Annotated in this window: 24 protein-coding genes; 20 read left to right on the top strand and 4 right to left on the bottom strand. The window is 34.4% G+C overall.

Annotated features, from left to right (window positions below; genetic code table 11):
- Positions 1 to 99 precede the first annotated feature (99 nt).
- From ABH957_RS18705 to ABH957_RS18695, 3 genes are all read left to right on the top strand, one after another.
- Positions 100 to 1,917, top strand: coding sequence for an AAA family ATPase (locus ABH957_RS18705; protein WP_002012669.1), 1,818 nt, complete (start codon positions 100 to 102; stop codon positions 1,915 to 1,917).
- Positions 1,907 to 3,757, top strand: coding sequence for a hypothetical protein (locus ABH957_RS18700; RefSeq protein ID WP_002136129.1), 1,851 nt, complete (start codon positions 1,907 to 1,909; stop codon positions 3,755 to 3,757). Before ABH957_RS18705 ends, ABH957_RS18700 begins: the two co-directional genes overlap by 11 nt.
- A gap of 317 nt (positions 3,758 to 4,074) precedes the next feature.
- Entirely contained in the window at positions 4,075 to 4,671 is a 597-nt protein-coding gene (locus tag ABH957_RS18695) for a hypothetical protein (RefSeq protein ID WP_002085820.1), read from the top strand.
- Between the two features lie 101 nt (positions 4,672 to 4,772).
- Here ABH957_RS18695 and racA read toward each other — a convergent pair whose 3' ends face one another.
- Positions 4,773 to 5,315 (bottom strand): chromosome-anchoring protein RacA, encoded by a 543-nt coding sequence (gene racA, locus ABH957_RS18690; RefSeq protein ID WP_002012665.1) that lies wholly within the window; start codon positions 5,313 to 5,315, stop codon positions 4,773 to 4,775.
- A 362-nt stretch (positions 5,316 to 5,677) separates the two neighbouring features.
- Between racA and ABH957_RS18685 the strand changes: the two genes are divergently transcribed.
- Positions 5,678 to 7,033, top strand: coding sequence for a hemolysin family protein (locus tag ABH957_RS18685; protein ID WP_002127238.1), 1,356 nt, complete (start codon positions 5,678 to 5,680; stop codon positions 7,031 to 7,033).
- A 143-nt stretch (positions 7,034 to 7,176) separates the two neighbouring features.
- Positions 7,177 to 8,601, top strand: coding sequence for an aldehyde dehydrogenase family protein (locus tag ABH957_RS18680; RefSeq protein ID WP_002085816.1), 1,425 nt, complete (start codon positions 7,177 to 7,179; stop codon positions 8,599 to 8,601).
- A gap of 120 nt (positions 8,602 to 8,721) precedes the next feature.
- On the opposite strand, the gene ABH957_RS18675 is transcribed toward ABH957_RS18680, so the two are convergent.
- Positions 8,722 to 9,114, bottom strand: coding sequence for a YueI family protein (locus ABH957_RS18675; RefSeq protein ID WP_404511989.1), 393 nt, complete (start codon positions 9,112 to 9,114; stop codon positions 8,722 to 8,724).
- A 254-nt stretch (positions 9,115 to 9,368) separates the two neighbouring features.
- Between ABH957_RS18675 and ABH957_RS18670 the strand changes: the two genes are divergently transcribed.
- Complete coding sequence (locus ABH957_RS18670) at positions 9,369 to 10,487, top strand: BA2291 family sporulation histidine kinase (RefSeq protein WP_002085809.1); 1,119 nt, start codon at positions 9,369 to 9,371, stop codon at positions 10,485 to 10,487.
- 33 nt (positions 10,488 to 10,520) lie between these two features.
- Here ABH957_RS18670 and ABH957_RS18665 read toward each other — a convergent pair whose 3' ends face one another.
- Positions 10,521 to 11,270 (bottom strand): DUF4397 domain-containing protein, encoded by a 750-nt coding sequence (locus tag ABH957_RS18665; protein WP_002012659.1) that lies wholly within the window; start codon positions 11,268 to 11,270, stop codon positions 10,521 to 10,523.
- A gap of 801 nt (positions 11,271 to 12,071) precedes the next feature.
- Here ABH957_RS18665 and ABH957_RS18660 point away from each other — a divergent pair.
- The 10 genes from ABH957_RS18660 to ABH957_RS18615 all read left to right on the top strand — a co-directional run bounded on the left by ABH957_RS18660 (position 12,072) and on the right by ABH957_RS18615 (position 21,603).
- Positions 12,072 to 13,382 (top strand): aspartate aminotransferase family protein, encoded by a 1,311-nt coding sequence (locus ABH957_RS18660; RefSeq protein ID WP_002136137.1) that lies wholly within the window; start codon positions 12,072 to 12,074, stop codon positions 13,380 to 13,382.
- The gene (gene atoD / locus ABH957_RS18655) at positions 13,379 to 14,077 is read left to right on the top strand and encodes an acetate CoA-transferase subunit alpha (RefSeq protein ID WP_002085805.1); all 699 of its coding nucleotides are present in this window, start codon (positions 13,379 to 13,381) and stop codon (positions 14,075 to 14,077) included. The genes ABH957_RS18660 and atoD overlap by 4 nt, the downstream gene beginning before the upstream one ends.
- Positions 14,062 to 14,724 carry a CoA transferase subunit B gene (locus tag ABH957_RS18650; protein ID WP_002127246.1) on the top strand — a complete coding sequence of 221 codons (663 nt, stop codon included), beginning with the start codon at positions 14,062 to 14,064 and terminating at the stop codon, positions 14,722 to 14,724. Before atoD ends, ABH957_RS18650 begins: the two co-directional genes overlap by 16 nt.
- A 15-nt stretch (positions 14,725 to 14,739) precedes the next feature.
- On the top strand, positions 14,740 to 16,008 hold the full coding sequence (locus tag ABH957_RS18645) for a peptidase (RefSeq protein WP_404511987.1): 1,269 nt from the start codon (positions 14,740 to 14,742) through the stop codon (positions 16,006 to 16,008).
- On the top strand, positions 16,005 to 16,904 hold the full coding sequence (gene ablB, locus ABH957_RS18640; RefSeq protein ID WP_002085802.1) for a putative beta-lysine N-acetyltransferase: 900 nt from the start codon (positions 16,005 to 16,007) through the stop codon (positions 16,902 to 16,904). Before ABH957_RS18645 ends, ablB begins: the two co-directional genes overlap by 4 nt.
- 191 nt (positions 16,905 to 17,095) lie before the next feature.
- Positions 17,096 to 18,481, top strand: a complete 1,386-nt coding sequence (rocR, locus tag ABH957_RS18635; protein ID WP_219302185.1) for an arginine utilization transcriptional regulator RocR — start codon at positions 17,096 to 17,098, stop codon at positions 18,479 to 18,481.
- Between the two features lie 210 nt (positions 18,482 to 18,691).
- Positions 18,692 to 20,110, top strand: a complete 1,419-nt coding sequence (gene kamA / locus ABH957_RS18630) for a lysine 2,3-aminomutase (RefSeq protein ID WP_002012651.1) — start codon at positions 18,692 to 18,694, stop codon at positions 20,108 to 20,110.
- A complete protein-coding gene (locus ABH957_RS18625) occupies positions 20,107 to 20,379 on the top strand; it encodes a YokU family protein (protein ID WP_002085797.1) in 273 nt (90 codons plus the stop codon). The genes kamA and ABH957_RS18625 overlap by 4 nt, the downstream gene beginning before the upstream one ends.
- A gap of 72 nt (positions 20,380 to 20,451) precedes the next feature.
- Positions 20,452 to 20,667, top strand: coding sequence for a YozE family protein (locus ABH957_RS18620; protein ID WP_002085796.1), 216 nt, complete (start codon positions 20,452 to 20,454; stop codon positions 20,665 to 20,667).
- A gap of 273 nt (positions 20,668 to 20,940) precedes the next feature.
- Positions 20,941 to 21,603, top strand: a complete 663-nt coding sequence (locus tag ABH957_RS18615) for a hypothetical protein (RefSeq protein ID WP_002012647.1) — start codon at positions 20,941 to 20,943, stop codon at positions 21,601 to 21,603.
- Between the two features lie 4 nt (positions 21,604 to 21,607).
- Here ABH957_RS18615 and ABH957_RS18610 read toward each other — a convergent pair whose 3' ends face one another.
- Positions 21,608 to 21,775, bottom strand: coding sequence for a DUF3930 family protein (locus ABH957_RS18610; protein WP_000456534.1), 168 nt, complete (start codon positions 21,773 to 21,775; stop codon positions 21,608 to 21,610).
- Positions 21,776 to 21,924: 149 nt separating this feature from the next.
- On the opposite strand from ABH957_RS18610, the gene ABH957_RS18605 reads away from it, so the two are divergent.
- From ABH957_RS18605 to ABH957_RS18590, 4 genes are all read left to right on the top strand, one after another.
- The gene (locus tag ABH957_RS18605; protein WP_002012644.1) at positions 21,925 to 22,104 is read left to right on the top strand and encodes a YozD family protein; all 180 of its coding nucleotides are present in this window, start codon (positions 21,925 to 21,927) and stop codon (positions 22,102 to 22,104) included.
- A 110-nt stretch (positions 22,105 to 22,214) separates the two neighbouring features.
- Complete coding sequence (locus tag ABH957_RS18600; protein WP_002141661.1) at positions 22,215 to 22,397, top strand: hypothetical protein; 183 nt, start codon at positions 22,215 to 22,217, stop codon at positions 22,395 to 22,397.
- Complete coding sequence (locus ABH957_RS18595; protein WP_242308425.1) at positions 22,397 to 23,218, top strand: serine/threonine protein kinase; 822 nt, start codon at positions 22,397 to 22,399, stop codon at positions 23,216 to 23,218. Before ABH957_RS18600 ends, ABH957_RS18595 begins: the two co-directional genes overlap by 1 nt.
- Positions 23,200 to 23,955, top strand: coding sequence for a sporulation protein (locus tag ABH957_RS18590; RefSeq protein ID WP_404455107.1), 756 nt, complete (start codon positions 23,200 to 23,202; stop codon positions 23,953 to 23,955). Before ABH957_RS18595 ends, ABH957_RS18590 begins: the two co-directional genes overlap by 19 nt.
- Positions 23,956 to 24,032: the final 77 nt, after the last annotated feature.

The raw sequence follows: 24,032 nt of genomic DNA, 5'->3' as shown, positions 1-24,032 counted from the left end.
TTAATTTTGAACCTGACGGATGACGTCAGGTTTTTTATTTCTAGTTTTAGATTGTAGTTCATACAATAAGAATAGTATGAAAAAAAGAAGGTGACTACGTTGAAATTACATAAAGCTCTTCATCCAAGTTTTATAAAGCGAATGTATTATATGAGGTTTATTGGGAAGTTTGCAAAAGCTGAGGGAGAGAAGAATGGAGAAAATTTCTTTGTACAATGTCTTTCTTCAATACCTTTAACTTTACAAGAGTTATTTCCGACTGGAAAATATTTGTTTGAAGGATTATGCAGTAATAAAAAGAATGAAAAAATCTTTACTGATTTAAAGAAGCATAAATTAGAAAAGCAACTGGTTATGTTTCGTCTTTATTATGATCGTGGAAATTTATTTCTGGAATTAATATGCACAGAAGAGCCTCGGGAAATAGCATCTTCATATAAAGTGATTCCTTCACCAAAGGTCTCAAATTATAAAAAGAGAGCGTCTTTGGAACGGAAGTTAAGCAACGGTTATTTATCATTTCTTATGCCTAAATTACCAAAAGACTTTGAGCCTCCAGAATTATTGTGGCATGAAGGAAGGCTATATGGAAATTTATCGTTAAAATCATCAATAAGTTCAATTTCATATTTTGAGCAAAGAAAAGAATGCAAATATATTGAAATAAACGATTGGATGAAACATGTAGAAATAGCAGTAGATGATCATTTATATTTTGTAAGTGAAAATGTGTATGACCAACTAAATAAACGAATTGCTGAAGAAGGTAAGTTAGTTGAAGTAGAAGATATTAAAATGCAAAAGGATGACTGGGAATGGGATGAGCGTGAATCCTCTTTTTTGCAGTATGTACAAAGTATGGTTCGTAATAAAGGGTTATATTTGGATGATACAGATATATATAATTTTCACATTAGTATTAAAACCAATATGTTAACAATTGTTGGTGGTATACCAGGTGTTGGGAAATCACGCTTTGTGCAAGCTTATGCAGAATCACTTGGTTTACGTTATGGGGAAGAATTAATTTGGATTCCGATTTCACCATCGTATCAAGAACCACATGATATTCTCGGTTACCTTCATCCGAATGGTAATTTTATTGAAAGTGAAACGAAGTTAGTTCGGACATTGTTAAAGGCTAAAGAAAATCCAAATCAATTGTATATAATTGTGTTCGATGAAATGAACATGTCACATATTGAGCATTGGTTTACTCCGTTTCTATCCGTTCTTCAACTTGAAAAGAAAAATCGTATTTTGAGTTTGTATGAGAAAGTACAAGAAATAGAAAATCAAATTCCACCTTCAGTGGAAATTGGTGAGAATATTATTTTCGTAGGCACTGTAAATTTTGATGAAACGACGAAAGAGCTTTCCGATCGATTATTAGATCGAACAAATTTGATTACATTACAAAAAATTCCGTTTTGCGAGATGAGTATAGAACATGAGAAAGTTGTTCAGCAACCTCCGCTGAAAGTAACAACGGGAGAATTTCGACTCAATTGGTTTAGGAATAAAGAGATGATCGAAGTGTATACTGAAGAGGAATTAGAGTTATTGGATAAGTTACATGATGTATTATCATCACACGATATATCAAAAGGAATTTCTTTCCGATGTGCAAGCGCAATCGCTACGTATTTGCAAAATATACCGTTCCAAAATAATCAGTCTTATATGATTAGCAGGGAAGAAGGTTTTGATTTGCAAATAAAGCAGCGTGTATTAACGAAATTAAGGGGGACAGAAATGACAGTGGGCCCTCTACTTTCTGAAGAAGCAAAAAGGGGAGCGACATTGATACCACTTTTACAGTCTCCGCTTGCAAATCGTGTATCTACATTTGAACATTCTTTAGCTTATATAAGACAAAAGCGTAGAGAACTGGAGCTGTATGGCTATGCAAAATGAGGAGCGTTATGAAACAGCAATCGTCGATACGAAAGAAACGCTCCCGTTTGTATTGAAGCTAATTATTGGTACTGAGGGGAAAGGCGATTTTATCCTTTTAAACCGGCTTTGTACGTCTACTACAGCATTAGTTCAATGTATTTATAAAGTACAGGAATTAAAACCACTGAAATTACATTTCCATTATCAAAATCCAATGGACATTACATTCATATGGAATAAAGTATATGAGGGACAAAAGAATATAAAAGAGTCACAATATGAATTAAATGAAAAAAAACAAAGAGTATTAGTGTATGAACATGGAAAAACTGAATTTTTTTATCCGTGGCGCTGTGGCTTATACCATTTTGAAGTGCGTATAGAAGATAAAACTTATTATGGTGCGTTTCAAGTGGTTCCTAAAAACTTTTTTGATGACCAATTTGAAATGATTCAAGATTATGTGAAGTCAATTTTAAACGAGTTAATTTTAGATAGAGGTTATTACAAGAAAACTTTCTCAGCACTTAGCGATATTGAAGATTCTTCTTATTTGGTATTGTTAAGAAAGTTGCCACAAAAAATGAAAAGAATAAAACAAATTTTTAAGAAAGTAGAATCGAATGCGGAATTTGTACACGAATATGAATGGGAAACGAAAGCGCGGAAGGCAACGAGAAAAACTGCCATTATGACAGAAAGAAAGCTTTATGCGAAATATTACAACCGTAAATTTAAGGAGCAAAAAAATAGTATTGAAAATGCATTTCTTAAATTTAAAACGATGCAATTCTATTATTATTTACTTGAAGCAGAAATTTTTGTACGTAAAACTATTGAAATACTAGAAGGAGAAAAGAAGAAAAAGTCAGATGAATTTCAAGCTGTTAAAACAATTATGAAAACGATTGAACGAAATGGATCCGTGACGGATAGGGAAAAACAAAAATATAGAAATCTACATTTACTGAAAGAAGCAGATTTACGGAAAAGTTCTGTGAAAATACAAGAATATAAAATATTAGCTCATATCGTATATGAAAGTGTGCAATACTTTCGAAATTTATTGTATTCTCCATTTTGGAGGGAAGTTTCTGAAACAGCTACCATTAATTCGAACACTTTATCTATACCGCATCAACAATTAATCCACCATTTAGAATTGTTACCGCAACATACGGAGCAACCTCCATCTTTATTATTCGTATATAAACCAACGTTTTTAGTGTATGAGTATTACGCTTTTTTTATCGTTATTTCTATATTAGAACAAATCGGATTTGAAGATAAGAATCCTATTCGTGAACAAATACAAGAACATTTTTATTTAGACGGATTACAAGATGGAACGACAGTGATTTTACATCGAGATGATATAAAAGTGCACGTCGCGTTTAATGATTTAATTGAAACACACCCTCTTATTGCACTAAGCAAAGGAAGTAATTTTTATAACGGAGAGGACACAAAGAAGCCGGATATTCGTTTAGATTGTTATGTAAAGGAAGAAGAGAAGTATGTATATAAATCTTCTATTATTATCGAAGTGAAATACAGCCCTATGTACAATATTTTTCAGCCTGTCGGTAATACGAAAGCAACGGAGCAAATGTATAAATACTGGTCTATTAAGTATGTAGAAGAACAGAATGGTAAACGAATTTTTAAGCGAAGAGCGATTTATGAAGTGATTTGTGTATATCCAGGTAGCCATATGCATAGTAAAAAAATTGAATCTGGATGTGGAGTGTTTTTACAACTATATCCATATAAAACGAAACAAGGAGAAGAGAAGTTGGCTGGGAAGCATGGGATGATTCAAATTTTTGAGAAATGGTTAAAAAGTAATAAAATGTAAAAGAAATCCTTTTTAATGAAGGATTTCTTTAGGTTAAGAAGAATTATATGCAGTACGGAAAGACACATTATACGGTTCGAACTTGATAGTGATTATCATTTTTTTATTAGAGTAATTGAATCTTGTTATGTTTGTAACAGTATGGGGAATTAAGGGGTTTTGCATGTGTATTAATGACTAATAAGTAGGAATTTAATTCGTTTTGCAGAATATAATAAGACATAAATATTTTTAGTTGCATACGAAGATTTGTTCTTATATGATAGTAAGTGAAAGCGTTATCAAAAACAGAGCGGCGATGGGAAAGGCGGTTAAATATGTTCCAGCGTGTTCAAACAAAGGAAGAGCATTTTTGGTTCGAGCAACTGTGGGGAGATTTTTGTGAAGAAAGAAACTTAATGTTTGTAGAACGTAATTTAAACCCATCACGATTTTTATTAATAGAAGATGAACATCATATTGGTACAGTAGAATGTATTAAGTTTACAGTACCTGAACAATCAAATTCTGAGTTTTTCTATCCGTTTTCTAAAAATGATTTAGTGAAAGATTTGAAAAATGTGTATGAAATAGGAAAGTTAAGTATTGCGAAAACGTCTCGGGGGAGAGGACATTTCAAAAGGCTGGCAGCTATTTTATTTATGCATGCGTTAGAGACGAAAGCGGAATGGTATATTGCAGCAGTTACAAAAAGAATGTATATGTATTTACTTACACTCGGTTTTCCAATCGAACCGATAGATAGTCCATTCCAGTTTCATGATACTTTACAAGGTGTACCAGTGCGAATTCATGCTCGAAAAGGGGCTACACATCTGTATTCTTTGAAAGAATTCCGTGATATTATTCAAGGGAATGCTCATGCGCAGGCACTTATTGCAGAATACAGTAAAAATATTATGTTAACAAAATGAAAATATATGAATATGTATAGTATGAAGAAGAGTTACTTATTACAGGCATCTGTTTTCATACAAAAAGTAGACCCTTATTCTCAGAATAAGGGTCTACAATATTATAGTCCAAATATACTAAAAATCATTTTACGACGCTTCGGTTTCTTTTCTCTTTCATATGTTGGTTTTGCATCAGGAGTAATGTATATTGGTTCTTCTTTTTTTAGGGCAGCTTCTAGTTTTTGAATTCGTTCTAACATTTCCTCTATTTCGCGGCGATGTTGTAAAAGTTGGTATGTAACGACATCATTTGCTTTATCTTGCATTTGTTCTTCCATTCGATCTAGTCTTCTCGTAATTGTGGTAAATTGAGCTGTTAATTGCTCAAAATCATTCGATGATGTGTTTTGAACAATTGTGTTTACTTGAGTTTTTAATTTTTCTACATCATTTGAAGATGGTTTTTGAGTAGTTTGAGAGTTTTGAGGCTGGTCCATTTGAGAGCGATGGTATTCTAACATTAGATCTAAATCACCTTGTGTGAAAATAAAATGACCATATTTATTTTTTTTAATCGTAAGATTTAATTGTTGTGCAATCCGGACAACAGCCTTTGGGCTAACACCTAATTTCTTTGCGATAAATGGTGTTTTATATTCCAAAATAATCCCTCCTATATATATCCTGTTGAATGATTTCTAGTTATGTAGCAAGTTCCCTTCAGGTGTGACAAAAGAAGTGTGGAATCGGCAAAGAAAGTGTTTTTTCACGAAGTTCAGCTGTTTAGCACATACTATTTATATAGATCATTTTAGTTATCGGAAAATTGGGCTTATTATGGTTTGACGATAATAAGCTAATTAGATTATCATAATTATAAATATCTTTTTTATGTATGCATATAATATATAAAAAGGTGGTTACTAATGTAGAATTTTATTAGAGTATAAGAATGCTTACTTCACTTGAATAAATTTAAGTAGGAGGTGGCTTCCTTGCTTACATTGTAAGTAAGGAAAAGTATTTGGACATATATAGTATAAGTATAGTGATTGTTTTAATTGCCTTAACGGCATTTTTCGTTGCAGCAGAATTTGCAATTGTTAAAGTGAGGAGTTCACGAATTGACTATTTAATTGCAAAAGGAAATAATCGTGCAATATCTGTCAAAACAATCATTACAAACTTAGACGAATATTTATCAGCTTGTCAATTAGGAATAACTGTTACAGCTCTTGGGATTGGGTGGTCTGGTAAACCTGCGCTAAAGCACATGTTTGATGTGTTGTTTGCAAATTGGAACGTCCCTACTCAACTCGCAGACATTTTAGCTATAATTTTAGTATTTTTGTTTATCACATTTTTCCATGTGGTAGTAGGAGAGTTAGCTCCAAAAACATTTGCGATTCAAAAAGCAGAACAAGTGAGTTTCTTTGTTGCTAAGCCACTCATTTTGTTTTATCGTATTGCATTCCCATTCATTTGGATTTTAAATGGATCAGCTCGGTTAATTACAAAGTTTCTTGGGTTGAAACCACCAAAAGGGCATGATGAAGTGCATTCAGAAGAAGAATTGCGGTTGTTAGTTTCAGAAAGTTATAAAAATGGTGAGATTAATCAATCTGAATATAAGTATGTGAATAAAATATTTGAATTTGATGATCGTATTGCGAAAGAAATAATGGTACCACGAACAGAGATGAATATTTTAAATAAAGAAATGCCTGCTGAAGAGGCTTTACAAAAAATGTCTCATGAAAAATATACGAGGTATCCGGTTGTTGATGGTGATAAGGACCATGTAATAGGCTTTGTGAATTTTAAAGATATATTTACAGATTTTGTGAAGCACCGAGTTGTTAGTGAAAAGACAGTGGAGCAATATATTAGGCCAATTATTTTAGTTATTGAATCTATCCCGATTCATGATCTATTTTTAAAAATGCAAAGAGAAAGAACACATATCGCTATATTAATTGATGAATATGGTGGTACATCAGGCCTTGTAACCGTTGAAGATATTTTAGAAGAAATTGTAGGGGATATTCAAGATGAGTTCGATACTGATGAACAACCGGAAATCCAACAAGTTAGTGAGACGAAAACGATTTTAGAGGGAAAAGTACTTGTTAGTGAAGTGAACGCATTATTAGGTTTGACTATTGACGACGATGATGTCGATACGATTGGCGGTTGGATCCTAACAAAAAATATTGAGATTTCCGAGGGTGATACCATTGAGATTGAAAATTATAAATTTTGCGTAAAAAAATTAGATGGACACTATATTAAGAGATTAGAAGTAACGAAACCTTCAGAATCGATTGTTATTGTAGGAGATGAAAAAAAGATTTCGCTCCAAGAACAAATTAGTTCGTAAACTCTGCTTTGTAGCAGAGTTTTTTTGAGCAAAATGTTTTTTGATGTATTAGGGCTATGATACAATTACACAAGTCAGACCTTTCACTAGGTGAAATAAATGAAATGTATTATTGTATACATATATTCGGAAGGAGAACTGCTATGAAAAAACATTTATATATAAATGGGGTATGGAAATCAGTAGAGACGTATAAACCATTGTATGCACCATATTCTGAAGAAACATTAGCGGAGATTGCGCAAGGTACAGAAGATGACGTTAAGGAAGCAATAGTTTCGGCCAAAAATGCAATGAAAGAAATGAAAAAATTATCCGCATACGACCGTGCAACTATTTTAGAAAAGGTTGCACAAAAAATGGATGAGAGAAGAGAAGAGTTTGCAGAGATTATCGCAAAAGAAGCTGCAAAACCAATTCGTGCTGCACGGGGAGAAGTAGATCGCACTGTTCAAACATATAAGTTTGCAGCTGAAGAAGCGAAGCGAATATATGGTGAGACGTTACCATTAGATGCTGCACCAGGAGCAGGTGGCCGTATAGCGTATACAATTCGACAACCAATCGGGGTTATTGGTGCTATTACACCGTTTAATTTTCCACTTAATTTAGTAGCACATAAGGTAGGCCCAGCAATTGCGGCTGGAAATACTATTGTGCTAAAGCCTGCCGACCAAACGCCACTTTCTTCGTATGCATTGGTAGAATTATTTGAAGAAGCTGGTTTACCAAAGGGAGCTTTCAATATAATTTCTGGACCTGGATCTGTTGTAGGTGAGGCATTAGTAAAAGATGAGAACGTTGCTAGTATTACTTTTACAGGAAGTCCGAAAGTAGGTATTGGAATTAAGGAAAAAGCCGGGTTGAAACGAGTGACGTTAGAATTAGGATCGAACGCTGCAGTAATTATTGATGAAGATGTTGAATTGACAGACGAAATAATTGAACGTGTAAAATGGGGCGCGTTTGTGAATAATGGACAAGTTTGTATTTCAGTACAACGTGTTTTTGTGCATGAACGCAAAATGGAAGAGTTTATTACAAAATTAACGAAAGCAATGGAAAACGTTGTAGTAGGAGACCCGCTTCATGAAGAAACAGATGTATCAGCACTTATTTCAAAAAAAGATGTAGAACGTATAAATTCATGGGTGGAAGAGGCAGTTAAGGAAGGAGCTAATGTTGTATACGGTGGTAACAAACGTGATGCAAGGATTTTTGAACCAACTGTATTAACAAATGTTCCAGATTATGTATCTGTTCAGTGCCAAGAAGTATTTGGTCCACTTATGACTGTAAATACATTTAAAGAATTTGATGAGGCTTTAGAACAAGTAAATAATTCACGTTATGGATTACAAGCAGGTGTATTTACAAACAATCTATGTAAGGCAATGCGTGCAATTGATGAATTAGAAGTCGGTGGTGTCATGATTAATGATATTCCAACGTTCAGAGTAGATCATATGCCTTATGGCGGTGTGAAAGAGAGTGGCACAGGCCGTGAAGGGATTAAATATGCAATAGAAGAAATGACAGAAATGAAATTAGTGTGTATTAAAAAATAAAGTAGATCGAGCTTAAACACCGCAATAAAAAACGAGCAGGAAATGTTTACGATTCCATACTCGTTTTTTATTGTTTGTTTTACGTTTCTCGGAACGATTTCATTTAATCAAGTGTACCTTTTACTTCATTTCTTGTTTGAAAATATCATCTTCGACATAAATATGTTCTTTATCTACAGCAGTGCTATAAGAGAGTACTAAACCGATTGGTGTTTCAGTACCTTTATTTTGAACAATTGTAAAAGGAATATTTTTTTCAGTTGCTAATTTAATGTATTTTGATAAATGTGGGTAAGCAATGCTTCCATTTAGGAATAGTTGTAATGATTGAGAAGAACGTATGTTACCCGTTACTTCTGTATACACATTACTTTGCATTACTTGACCGATTGTTAAAGCGATTTCTACACGCTCACGTAATGTAGTTAAGTACATATTACGTTCTTCTGGTTTGTTTTGCTTTTGGCCATATATGCCTTCTTGGAGATAGTCTTCCACATTTTTATTTACCATATTTTTCACACCTTTCACTTCTTATTGTACGCAAGAATTAAAAAGGATGCAAAAAAAAAGTAGTTTTGAACAGGAAAATAATTTAAAAAATGAGAAGGGAAAGGGATATAGGAATACAACTTATTTAAATAAGAAAGGAAAAATAAATTTTATCAACAGAAATTAACAAAATGTGACAAAAATCTATTAACGAAATGTATTTTTTGTGTTAATATTCAAAATATAAAGGGTATTCGTCGTATGGAAATGGAGGAATGGAGGTTTTTCCAATCGATAAGGATATTAAAGAAGTATTTTGTTCGCACTTGAAAAACAACAGGCACCAATTCGTAGAGAACTGGAAAAACAAAATGATAATTTCCGAAAAAGATCCATTTAAACAAGAGGTAGTTCAAAATGGAGCGAATTTATTAGAGTTAATTATCGAACTTATTATGGAAGATAAAGACATTAATTATCTTCAGCCATTATGTGAGAAAATTGCCATTGAGCGTGCAGGGGCAGATGCGAATATTGGAGATTTTGTTTACAATGCAAATGTGGGAAGAAATGAACTTTTTGAAGCGATGTGCGAATTGGATGTAAGTGCTCGTGAACTGAAACCGATTATGGCCAAAATACATACTTGTTTTGACAAATTAATTTATTATACCGTTTTAAAATACTCAGAAATTATATCGAGAAATTTAGAAGAAAAACAGCAATATATAAATGAAACACATAAAGAAAGGCTTACGATTCTAGGGCAAATGTCGGCTAGTTTTGTGCATGAATTTCGTAATCCGCTAACTTCGATTATGGGATTTGTAAAGTTATTGAAGACAGATCACCCTAATCTATCGTATTTAGATATTATTTCACATGAATTAGATCAATTAAATTTTAGGATTTCGCAATTTTTACTTGTATCGAAAAAAGAAATGTGGAATGAATCTGAACGTTTTTTGGTAAATGACTTATTTCAAGATATTATACAATTCTTATATCCAAGTTTAGTTAATGCAAATGTTTTGATTGAAAAGAATTTGCCGTATCCTATTCCACTCGTTGGTTACCGGAGTGAAGTGAAGCAAGTAGTTTTAAATATTTTAATGAATTCGATTGATGCTCTTGAATCGGTGAAAGAAGAGCGGAAAATTATCATTGATGTATTTGAAGAGGACCAGGCTGTTCGCATTGTTATAAAAAATAATGGACCTATGATTCCAGCAGACAATGTAGAGACCATTTTTGAGCCATTTGTAACTACTAAAAAGCTAGGAACTGGTATTGGACTATTTGTATGTAAACAAATTGTAGAAAAACATAACGGATCCATATTGTGTCGTTCGGATAACGATTGGACAGAATTTCAAATTACGTTTCAAAAGTAAACAGTCTACACCATACGAATGGTGTAGACTGTTTTAATTTGTAAGTATAACGGTCTCTAATTTTGGATCCTCAGTTGAATAACCAACTATTGAAATTGTGTAAATTGTATTTGGTTCAACGTTGAATTTTGGAATGGTTAATAGTACTTTTTTTGTATCAGCAAGTGAAACTTCAATATCTGCTGTACCAGGGCTAACTTGTAAAAAATCTGTTATTTGCTTAAAGAGTACATTTTCAAATAAATGATCCCCATCTTTTAAATTTACATTTACAACTGGAGTGTCTGGTGAAAAATGTGCAAACCGTATTTTTGCTTGACCAGATGGTAAATGAGTATTATCAAGAATGGGTTGTAATTGGAGATGATTATCGCTATTGACCGCTGCAAGGGTATAAGTGTGATTCCCCATTATTGGTACTAATGCTGAAAATATTGGAGTTTCGTTTCCGACAGGGACAATATCAATACGGTATTTACCTTGCACTAATGATAAATACGGACTGAATTGTTTAAAAGAAATATTTTTAATAACCTTTTGTCCGTTTATTATAATATCAACTGCTGGTGTATGGGGAGCTGTGTGGAAGATTCTCATATGTGACGGTAAAGTCGCTTCTTGTGAATCTCTCTTTTCATATGCTTGTACAAGTTTTGTAATTGCATCATAGTATTTCATATAGAGTTCTACATATCTTTTAGGATTGCTATATTGATAGTAACGAGCGAGCTGTTCGTAACGTGCAGCTTCTTGGCCGTATTTTTCAATTTCGGATTGAGTCATGAACATTCCTCCTTTATCATCATTACAAATATATGCGAAGCTAGAAAGAGGTTATGCAAAAAACTTGCCTTTCTAGAAAGAAAAGTTAAAATGGGGATTTTTTTATTTATAGGCAAACACACATACAAATCGATAATTGTCCTACATAAATTATAAAGGAAAGGTAGTTTGACTTTGATGGAAGGAGTGGAACCATTGGGATGGGGATATCCCCATAGTTATTTGGAATGAAGTTATGGAGGATTTGGTGCTATAGGCTGTGGGACGAATTATGGATTTGTATTATGAGTATTTCTATTAATTTTAGTGATGCGTTGGATAAGGTAATACCGATAAAAGAGCGTCGTGCCGAACTGATTAATGTGGTTAATCGGTTCTTTTTTTATTGTTCTAAACAGGTGGTACTATTTGTTAAGAAATAGTTACGATAAATGAGGTGGAGTAAAATGTCGAATTTTGTTTGAAAATATGCTATATAAAGTAGGATAATAGGAAGGAGAATAACGGGAGTTCCGTCGAAGTTTACACAATGTCAGCAATTGAGGGAAGTTGATATTATATTAAAAAAATATTCAATTTGCAGTTATCTTAAATCAGGAAGGGGTATTTAAGCGTACAGGTAAGGTTGGTCTTCATTTTAAGTTCTGAATTTTCTGTTTTTAAAATAATATTTAGCAGTCATTTGTATATTTTATAATAGTTTTTTGATAAATTCACTGCTTTTGCAGAGGATTCTTTTTTATGAAAGAAACGTCAATTTTCTTCATATACATATACAAATTGAAGAAATGGGGGAGCGCTATGCGCGATTACTTAATTAAACCACTTGTTGGTCAGCCGTATCCGATGATTTCACATGGAAAAGGTGTGTATTTGTATGATCAAAACGGAAATAAATATTTTGATGGTTCGTCTGGAGCGATTACGGCAGGTATTGGACATGGCGTAGCAGAGATAGCAGAAGTTATTAAAAAACAGGCAGAGGAGATCGCTTTCGTTTATAGATCACAGTTTACGAGTGAACCAGCTGAAAAATTAGCGAAGAAGTTAAGTGATTTATGTGTAGGAGATTTGAACTGGAGCTTTTTTGTGAATAGTGGTACGGAAGCAAATGAAACAGCTATGAAAATCGCAATTCAGCATTTTCAGGAGCGTGGCATTCAAGGGAAACATAAAATTTTGTCACGGTGGATGAGCTATCACGGGATTACAATGGGAGCTTTATCTATGTCTGGGCATCCACTGCGCAGACAACGTTTCGTTTCTATTTTGGAAGATTATCCGACTATTCCAGCTCCATACTGTTTTAGATGTCCTGTACAAAAGGTATATCCAACATGTCAACTTTCTTGTGCGACTGAACTAGAAAGAGCGATTGATCGAATTGGTGCAGAACATATTGCAGCTTTTATTGCTGAACCGATTATCGGAGCTGCTGGAGGCGCGGTTGTCCCGCCGAAAGAATACTATAAAGTAATTAAAGATATTTGTAGTCATTACGATATATTATTTATTGCGGATGAAGTAATGACTGGACTTGGTCGTACTGGTGCATGGTTTGCTATGGAGCACTGGGGTGTAGAACCGGATATTATGACGCTTGGTAAGGGGCTAGGAGCGGGTTATACACCAATGGCAGCGACAATAGTAAGTGACCGTGTTATGGAGCCGATTTTACATGGATCACGTTCTGTAATGAGCGGGCATACGCTTAGTGCAAATCCATTGTCTGCAGCAACGGCTTTAGCTGTTATTGAATATATGGAGAAACATAATTTACCTGAAAAAACAGCAGAAAAGGGAGAGTATTTATTAAAAGGTTTGCAGAAAGTTCAGCAACAATCGACAATCATTGCCGATGTGCGTGGAAAAGGATTGCTAATTGGAATAGAATTGCAACCGTTTACAAAAGCATCGGAGCTTATTTCAGTTGCTGCTAAAAATGGACTGCTCTTATACCAAGCTGTTTCAGGGCAAGCAGGAAAAGAGGATAGTGCACTGCTTGTTGCACCACCAATGACAACTACATATTCCGAGTTAGATGAATTACTTTCAATTTTTGTAAAGAGCGTGGAAGAGATGATGCAAAAAGGAGGGCATAGTATCGCATGACAACTATTACAAATACATTCGGTAAATTAAAAGAAATAGAGGAAGTAATTTCTTTGTTCCATGATGATATGACATTAATGTTTGGGGGATTTGGAGGAATCGGATCCCCTCCATCTTTAATTCAAGCTGTTTTAGATAAAGGCATTACAAATTTAAATTTAATAGGAAATGATACTGGATTTCCTGATGTAGGAATCGGTCGTCTTGTTACGAATGAAAGGGTTAAATCTTTAGTTACTTCTCATATTGGGTCAAATCCAAATGCGGGAAGACAATTAAATGAAGGAAGATTGCAAATTGAATTCTCTCCGCAAGGAACACTAGCAGAGCGTATTCGCGCTGGTGGTGTAGGGCTTGGTGGTATTTTAGTTGACGTTGGTGTTGATACGATTGTAGAAGAAGGAAAGCGCACAGTTGAAATGAATGGAAAGACATATTTAGTTGAAACAGCTTTAACGGCTGAAGTCGCAATTGTATATGCGAAAAAGGCGGATCCATTTGGAAATCTTGTATTTGATAAAAGCGCTCGTAATATGAATCCTCACGTAGCTATGGCTGGTGACATAACGATTGTAGAAGCAGAAGAAATTGTTCCACTTGGAAGTTTAGATCCAGAAGAAATTGTCGTCCCAGGTGTATTTGTAAATTATATCGTGCCATCGGAAGGAGTGAATTGGAAATGGGTATGGGCGTAGAAGTAAGAGATAAGATTGCAAGACGTGCAGCGAAAGAAATTCAGAATGGTATGCTTGTAAATTTAGGTATTGGAATTCCATCGCTTGTACCGAATCATTTGCCAGAAGATATGAATGTTATGTTTCATGCAGAAAACGGTATTGTTGGTATGGGACCAACGCCAAGTAAAGGGAATGAAGATGAGAATTTATGTAACGCAGCTGGTTTACCAACATCTCTTATTACAGGAGCAAGTTATTTTGATAGCTGCATGGCGTTTGGCATGATTCGAAAAGGATTACTTGATGTTACGATACTTGGTTCGTTACAAGTAAGTGAAAATGGTGATTTAGCGAACTGGATTGTACCAGGAAAACGCGTTCCAGGTATTGGAGGAGCGATGGATTTAGCGCAAAAAGCGAAGCGGGTCGTTGTTGTGATGAATCATGTTGATAAATACGGAAATGCAAAGATTGTTTCGGAATGTACATTGCCATTAACTTCGAAAAAATGTGTAGATTTAATTATTACAGACATGGCTGTCATGGAAGTGACCCAAAGAGGACTTGTCTTACAAGAATTAATGAGTCCATATACTGTAGAAGATGTAAAACGACATACGACAGCTGATTTTCATATAAGCTCAAATTTACTAGTAATTGAATGAGGGGAGTTGTAATATATGGAGCAATTAAAAAAACAAGTTTGTGATTATATTGAGGGTCATGAAGAAGAGAGTGTAAAATTTTTAACACGATTAATTCAAGAAAAGAGCGTATCTGGTGATGAAAGTGGTGCGCAGGCAATTGTTATTGAAAAGTTGCGTGAGTTAGGTCTAAATCTTGATATTTGGGAGCCTGCTTTTAATGAAATGAAAGATCACCCTTATTTCGTATCACCTCGTATAAGTTTTACAGATAGCCCGAACATTGTAGCGACTTTAAAAGGAAGTGGCGAAGGGAAATCTATGATTTTAAACGGGCATATTGATGTCGTGCCAGAAGGGGATGTAAATCAGTGGGACCATCATCCATATAGTGGAGAGAAAATAGGAAACCGCATATATGGACGTGGAACAACAGATATGAAAGGCGGCAATGTCTCACTTATGCTTGCGATGGAAGCGATTATTGAATCTGGTATTGAACTAAAAGGTGATATACATTTTCAAAGTGTAATAGAAGAAGAGAGCGGTGGGGCAGGAACATTAGCCACTATTTTACGAGGATATAAGGCAGATGGCGTTATTATTCCTGAGCCGACGAATATGAAGTTTTTTCCGAAACAACAAGGATCAATGTGGTTTCGTCTACATATAAAAGGAAAAGCAGCACACGGTGGTACACGTTATGAAGGAGTAAGTGCAATTGAAAAAAGTATGTTTGTTGTAGAGCATTTGAGAAAATTAGAAGAGAAGAGAAATGGTCGAATTACAGATCCGTTATTTAAGGGGATTCCGATTCCAATTCCAATTAACGTTGGGAAAATTGAAGGGGGAAGCTGGCCAAGTTCTGTTCCCGATTCATTAATTTTAGAAGGAAGATGTGGTATTGCGTCGAATGAGACTATAGAGGCAGCAAAAGAAGAGTTTGAGGGCTGGATTGGTGAATTAAAAGATGTGGATAGTTGGTTTGTAAAAAATCCTGTAGAAGTAGAATGGTTTGGGGCTAGATGGGTTCCTGGTGAACTAGAAGAAAATCATCCACTTATTACAACGCTTCAACATAACTTTGTTGAAATCGAAGGGAACGAGCCGATTATAGAAGCTTCGCCATGGGGAACAGATGGAGGTTTGTTCACACAAATCGCTAACGTACCCACGATAGTATTTGGTCCAGGAGAGACGAAAGTAGCACACTATCCAAACGAATATATAGAAGTTGATAAAATGATTGCTGCCGCAAAAATAATTGCATGTACATTACTAGATTGGTGTGAGGTGAAAAAATGAAATACTATGAATCTTTTAGTGAACAGACAAAGCATTATACAGTAGAAGGGGTTTTAGATTATTTTAATAAACGTATTAGAGTTGATCACTATACAGGAAATGTTGAAAGCATCATACAAACAATCGATGAATTAGCAAAGAAACATTCTTTCACTAAATGTATTATTAAAGGAAAGGGAGAGCATGTTTCAACATGGCTCTCTTTCGGTTTCTTACTGGAAGCAACGATACCTCATTATTTTCAAGGGCACGATGCGCACTTCTTCGTGAAATATCATAATGATGAAAGACGAAATAGTATTCATTGGACTGAGGAAGATACTATTTTAAGTGGTGTAAAAGAAAAAGAAGTGAAAGAAAAAATAGTCCCAGAGGAATTTGTGTTAAGAAAAGCGACAGAAGAGGATGCGGAAGAATTAGCAATTGTCTTTGGAAAAGTATTTGAAGTTTATCCGACACCTTTAAATGATGGGAATTATGTAAAGCAGACGATGAAGGAAGACGATACAATTTACTATGTTTATGAATTCGAGGGGAAAATTATTAGTACAGCATCTGCTGAAATGAACGTGAAAGAAGGTAATGCAGAATTAACGAATTGTGCTACATTACCTGAATATCGAAAACATGGTTTCATGAAAAGTCTGTTAATTAAATTGGAGGAAGAGCTCCAAGAAAAATCTATTTTTTGTTCTTATACAATTGCTCGCTCGCTATCTTTCGGTATGAATGCAGCCTTTCATCAATTAGGCTATACATATACGGGAAGGCTTGCGAATAATTGCTACATTTTTGATAAGTTGGAAGATATGAATATATGGGTGAAAGATTTATCCAGCTATTCGAAAGCAGTAAGACTCCCGCCTCAAAATTCGGCTGTAAAGCAAAGAAGTTAGGTGGGAGTCGGGTTAATAATCAGTGGGGTGAATAAAGCCCCACTGATTAAAGTGTCACTTAACCATAAATAAGCAATAAAAATATATACACATTTCATCAAAATAGTAGAACGGAATCGTCATGCTTATAATCTCACAGAGGGTGCCGAAAATTCGGCGATGAATTTGCTGGATTTTCGGCAAAAGGGGGGATGACATTGCTAGCAGTTTCGACACAGGAAGTCATTGAAGCGATTTTGGGCAGTATAGATGAGGCCATACATGCAGTAGATGAAAATGGGATTACAATCTTTTATAATACAGTTGCTGCAAAACATGATGGATCTAAAATTGAAAATGTGCTAGGAAAGCATTTATTAGAAGCATTCCCGTCATTATCCAGAGAAACAAGTACGTTGATGAAAGTATTAGATACAAAAAAATCAATCGTACACCAAGTTCAACATTACCAAAATTTAAATGGGGAAGACGTTTGTACGGTCAATACAACGTTACCTATTTTAATAGATGGAAATATTGCTGGTGCTGTAGAAATTGCGAAAGATTATTCTACTATTCAAAAGCTTACTGATACGATTGTAGATCTACAATCGAAAATAAAACGATCGACTAGCAAAAAAACGGTGAAAAAGCATGTTGCATTCGAGACAATTGTAACTGATGATTCCCGCTTTAAACAGACGAAAGAGTTAGCACAAAAAGTAGCGCCAACCGATGCGAATGTTTTAATATATGGTGAAACTGGAACGGGGAAAGAGCTATTTGTGCAAGCGATTCATGAAGCTTCTAAACGAAAAAATAAGCCGTTTATTGCACAAAACTGTGCAGCGTTGCCAGAGTCGCTATTAGAAAGTTTGCTGTTTGGCACGACAAAAGGTAGTTATACAGGGGCAATCGAACGAGCAGGATTATTTGAACTTGTAGATGGAGGGACATTATTTTTAGATGAACTGAATTCAATGCCGCTTGATTTACAAGCAAAAATGCTACGTGTATTAGAAGATGGAGTTATTCGTCGCATTGGTGATAATAAGACGAGAAAAGTAGATGTTCGCGTTATTACTGCAATGAATCAGCCTCCAGAAGTATGTTTAAGAGAAAATAAAATTCGCACTGATTTATACTATCGATTAAATGTGTTTTCATTATATATCCCGCCGCTTCGCGAAAGAACTGAGGATGTACTGTTATTAGCGTCTTACTTTTTGAAAGAATATAATAAAAGTTATAAAAAAGGTGTACTTCAAATTGATAAGGAAGCGAAAGAAAGATTACAAGCTTATCAATGGCCTGGAAATGTTCGTGAGTTAAAGCATACGATTGAACATGCCGTCATTATTACAGAAGGGAATTCGTTAACAGCAAATTGCTTGCCAAGAACATTTCGGAAAGAGAAAATTCAGGAGAAGAAAAGTATATTACCACTTAGGGAAGCTCTACATCAAACGGAAAAAGAATTAATAGATCAAGCGTTAATTGAAACGGAAGGTAATATTTTGCAAGCAGCAAAAATGTTAGGTATTCCGCGTCAAACGCTTCAATATAAACTGAGCAAGTACGACAAAACCGCCGAATAATCGGCGGTTTTTGTGTGTTTGCACCAATAAAAGAGCGTTTACATATATAACAAGTAATGAATATGATAGTAAATAGCGTTTTAGTACAGCACTTAAAAATATTTATTCTCTTATATAATAGGGTATTTCTCGCATTTACTTATCAAGAATATGAAGTTGGCATAATTATTGCTTATATAAAGGATGAGCGTATAAAAAGGGGGAATAGCAATGTTACATGATGTATACAAACCAAATCGTCACTGGAAGGATATTGAATTATGGAAAGATGTTACAGAAGAACAATGGAATGATTGGGTTTGGCAATTAACGAATACGATCAAAACTTTAGATGATTTAAAGAAAGTAATTAACTTAACACCTGACGAAGAAGAAGGCGTTAAAATTTCAACGAAAACGATCCCGTTAAACATTACACCGTACTATGCTTGGCTAATGAATCCTGATGACCCACGCTGTCCGATTCGGATGCAATCAGTACCGATTTCGGAAGAGTTATATAAAACAAAATATGATTTAGAAGATCCTCTTCATGAAGATGAAGATTCACCAGTTCCAGGATTAACTCATCGTTATCCAGACCGTGTACTATTTTTAGTAACGAATCAATGTTCTATGTATTGTCGTTACTGTACACGTCGTCGTTTTAGTGGACAAATTGGAATGGGCGTACCGAAAAAGCAATTAGATGATGCGATTGCTTATATTAGTGAAACACCACAAGTACGTGACGTTTTAATTTCTGGCGGTGATGGACTTCTAATTAATGATAAAATTTTAGAATATGTATTAAAGAATTTACGAGCAATCCCGCATGTCGAGATTATTCGTATCGGAACGAGAGCACCAGTTGTATTCCCGCAGCGTATTACAGAAAACCTGTGTAACATTATTAAAAAATACCATCCAGTATGGTTAAATACGCATTTTAACACTTCTATTGAGATTACAGAAGAATCGAAACTAGCATGTGAAATGCTTGCAAATGCAGGTGTTCCAATTGGAAACCAAGCTGTAATTTTAGCTGGAATTAATGACAGCGTTCCAATTATGAAAAAACTTATGCATGATTTAGTGAAAATTCGTGTTCGTCCATATTACATTTATCAATGTGATTTATCAGAAGGTATCGGTCATTTCCGTGCACCAGTTTCGAAAGGTCTTGAAATTATTGAAGGCTTACGTGGACATACGTCTGGTTATGCAGTACCAACTTTCGTTGTCGATGCACCGGGCGGAGGCGGAAAAATTGCGCTTCAGCCAAACTATTTAATTTCACAAAGTGCGGATAAAGTTGTTCTTCGTAACTTTGAAGGGGTTATTACAACGTATCCAGAACCAGAAAACTATATCCCAGGAAGAGCAGAAGGCTACTTTAAAGAAATTTATCCGACTTATGAAGAAAAACGTTCTGATATCGGCGTTGCAGGATTGATGAGTGATAAGAAATTTAATCTTGTTCCAGATGATTTACAACGTATGAATCGCCGCAAAGATTATGAAGTCAATGAAACGCATGCTTCTTTAAAAGATAAACGTGATAAGCGTGATCAATTAAAAGATAAAAAATATCAAGCACAAATAGCAAAGTTAGATGATGACAAAAAAAATGAGGGTGACGTAGTATGAATTGTATGTGGTGTGACAGTACAGAAGCGAAAGAAAGCTTGAATACTGTATATTGGGAATTACCAGATGGTACGAAAGCCATTGAAATCCAAGAGACACCATGTATTACTTGTTCCTCATGTGGAATGGACTATCAAGCAGACCATACTGTAAAAGAAATTGAAGATCAGTTGTTTTTAATTTATACGAAAGATTTACCAAAACAACTAACATACGAAGAGTTGATGGGAAGACCACGTTTATTAAAAAGGAATTATTTCGACTTCTAACCAGCTTTTATGCTGGTTTTTTTCTTTTTTGCCTTGTATAATGTACCCAAGTTAGAAAGGTAGGGAATATTTTTGAAAAAGACATTTTACCATTATATGATGAAGCACCGTGCAGCTTTATTTAAAAATGAAATATCAGATTTAGCAGAGGCGATGTATGATGATTTAAGTTTTCCGAAGCAATCTGAAGACTATGATGTAATTAGTTCATACTTAGAGTTAAGTGGAATGCTAGAAAGTATGTCTATATTTGATGATGCATGGGATTTATATATACAAGAGAGATAACGATATGAAGTTTTAGGGAAATGAAAGCATAATGAATACATTACTTTGAAAGAAGTGAAGTATTCATTATGCTTTTTTATTTACAATACGTCTTGCTGTTAGAACATAAATGAAAAGTGAAAGCTAGTTTAGATACTAGCTTTTTTAAGTTATATACAAATTCTACTTTTTTATTGAAAAAATTTATGAATATAAGCTTATGTGATAAGCGTTTTTATGTAGGTTGCATATACTGTTATCAAAATCACGACGTTTAAAAAAGGAGAGATATTGATGGCAAGGAAAAAACAACCTAAATATAACGTAGGAGACATAGTCGTGATTACGCTATATGGAACCGTTGGGAAAGTTACAAATATGAAAGTTTTAGATGGAGTTTACGTATACGAAGTAAATAATCACGATGGATTTTATGTAGAACAAACTTTACAGCATGTTACAGAGCAGGAAATGAAAAAGGGCGACACAGAGTGGATTGAATTAAATTATAACTTTACTTTTGGTGATCTCGTGCAAGTAACTGGATATGATAAAGATGTTTTTCGTATTGTTGGTTTTCGTACAGAAGTATGGAGATATAAAAATGATGCATGGGAAGATACTATATATGAATTGTCACGAATTACTGATGGTGAATGGTTAGAAGCTGATGAATCAGATTTAACATTACTTGCCAATGCACAAACGGCAAATGCAATTTTGAAGAAAATGAAACAAGATAAAGCTGGTATGAATAAATTGGATTTAGGAAAATTGAAGTCGATTAACAATTCGAAAAAAGTAAGTGTAAAGACGAATCGCCAAGAAATTATTGATGGGTTATTAGATATTTATAATGATTATCATTTATTATTCGATACATTTAAAGATGAAGAATATAAAATTGTTATGGATGTTGTTCAAAATTATTTAGTTAAATTGACAGAGAAAAAATAGTTAACTAGAAAGAGAGAATAAATTGAACAACAACATATGCAGTATAAGGTATGCCTACAATTATTAAAAAAATAAAAAGCCATTTAATAAGAGAGTCTGCCCATTGATCTTCATGCATGAACTCTTCTTTTGTTTGCCCTACTTCTTGATCTACTTCATATTGGTATTCCATTATTATTTCCCCCTTTGGATAGCTTGTACTAACATCGTATGCCCTTTACCTACATGATATGACTTATAAAAAAAGAAAAACTATTTTTCTAATCTCATATACATAATTTTGAGATTTTTTCATAAAACAGAAATAAAGGAGTGATGCTCATGAAGGAAATTGAAGTCGTAATTGACACGGAAGAGATTGCGGAGTTTTTTTATGAGCGACTAATTGAAAGAGGGTACGTTCCAAAAAGAGAAGAAATTGAGGACCTGGCAGATATTACATTTGAGTATTTATTAGAGAAATGCATGATTGATGAAGTTTTTGATGAAGAGGAAGATTGAAAGTAACGGCGGGCTTAACTCGTCGTTTTTTACTCTTTACAAACTTGTCACAAATATAGACAAGAATTGTTGGTATAATTAAAAGAAAATTTTATACAAGAGGTGAAGGGATGTTCAAAAAAATTATTGATTCTTTATTAGGAAAGAAAAAACATCGTTCGTATTCAAGTAGTGATTATCGTCATAGAGGGCGCTCATATTCAAGTAGCGATAATAAACGACGTTCATCTGGTTATGGGCATCAGCATTATAAAAGAAAACGTAAAAGCCGTAGTTTCTTTTCAAGTAGCTGATGAAATGGCGTCGTATACTAGCTTTATTTGATAGACCACTGCGAAAAAATACAATCGTTGCAGAGCGTTATAAGATTGAATCAGTAATTGGAATGGGCAGTTATGGGGTTACATATATCGTTAATGATTTGCAAATAAATAAATATAAAGTCTTAAAACAATTAAGGCAAAGTAAACAAAGATATGAGTCTGGTAGAAAATCATTTGAGCAAGAGAAAGTGATTTTACAAACATTAAATCATGCGTCAATTCCTAACCTACATGATCATTTCATATGGGAGAAAAAGAACTTTTTGGTGATGGAGTATATGCCGGGGGAAAATTTCGAAGATTGTATTTTCTTAGATGGCCAAGTATATGATGAACGTGAAGTTTTTGGAATTTTATATGAAGTACTAGGAATTGTTTCGTATTTTCATAGTAAAGGTATCATTCACCGAGATTTACGTATTCCAAACATATTAATGAAAGAAAATCAGATTAGTATTATTGATTTTGGATTGGCTAAATTGAAAGGTGAGGGTGATGAGCGTGCTATAACTTATGAAGGTGAACAAGCTTTGATGCGAGAAGTTCACTTTCGTAGCGATTTTTATGCGCTCGGTCATTTCGTATTATTTTTATTGTATGCTAGTTATGAATCGACTGAAAAAAAGGAAAAACCTTGGTATGAAGAGTTAGCGCTGGAAGAATATAATCGCGACATGCTAATGCGAATGTTACAAATGAAAGCGCCCTACTATGAAAATGTACAAGATTTGAAAAAAGATGTAGCTTACGCTTTAGAAAGGATGGAGACTTCATGTTTCAAAAGTTTTTAGCAAGCGTTGGTATTGGTAGTGCAAAAGTAGATACCGTTCTTGAAAAAGATGAGTATATAGTTGGAGAAGAGATAGTAGGGAAGGTTCATATAACTGGAGGTTCAGTTAACCAAGAAATTGAAAGCATTTACTTAACATTGTCGACGTCATATGTAAGAGAAGTGGATGATAAAAAAGTAACGGCAATGTATGATTTGGAGCGAGTTCGTTTAACAGATCCATTTTCTGTAGAGCCAAATGAAAAAGTGGAAATTCCATTTTCGTTTTTAATGCCAATTGAAGTACCACTAACACTTGGAATGAAAACGGTTTGGGTTCATACAGGCCTTGATATTAAACTTAGTATTGATCCAAGTGACCGTGATTATATTCAAGTGTTGCCGAATGCACTATTGAACAGTGTATTAAATAGTGTAAATCAATTAGGTTTTAAAGCGCGTCATGTAGAATGCGAAGAATTACCGTATCGATTACGTAAGCAAGTTCCATTCGCGCAAGAATTTGAGTTTATTCCAGTCTCCGGAGAGTATTATGGGAAATTAGATGAATTAGAATTATTAATTTTGCCAAGTGCCCACGACCGATTAGAAATTATTATGGAAGTAGATAGAAAATCACGTGGATTGGCTGGTTTATTCGCAGAAGCGCTTGATCTTGATGAGAAGGTTATTCGCTTTACAGTAACAAACGAAGATATTCCAACGATGCAGCAAAAAATTAACAATAATATTTTTTAATAAACTATGCATAAAAAAGAAATGGGGAGGAAAACTAAAACAACCGCTCCATTTTTTTGCATAGTGAGGTTATGTAT

The sequence above is a fragment of the Bacillus sp. RC242 genome (genome assembly GCF_044908245.1).
GTDB lineage: Bacteria > Bacillota > Bacilli > Bacillales > Bacillaceae_G > Bacillus_A > Bacillus_A mycoides.
The sequence above is the reverse complement of the archived record's forward strand: the minus strand, read 5'-3'. Positions and strand labels throughout refer to the sequence as shown.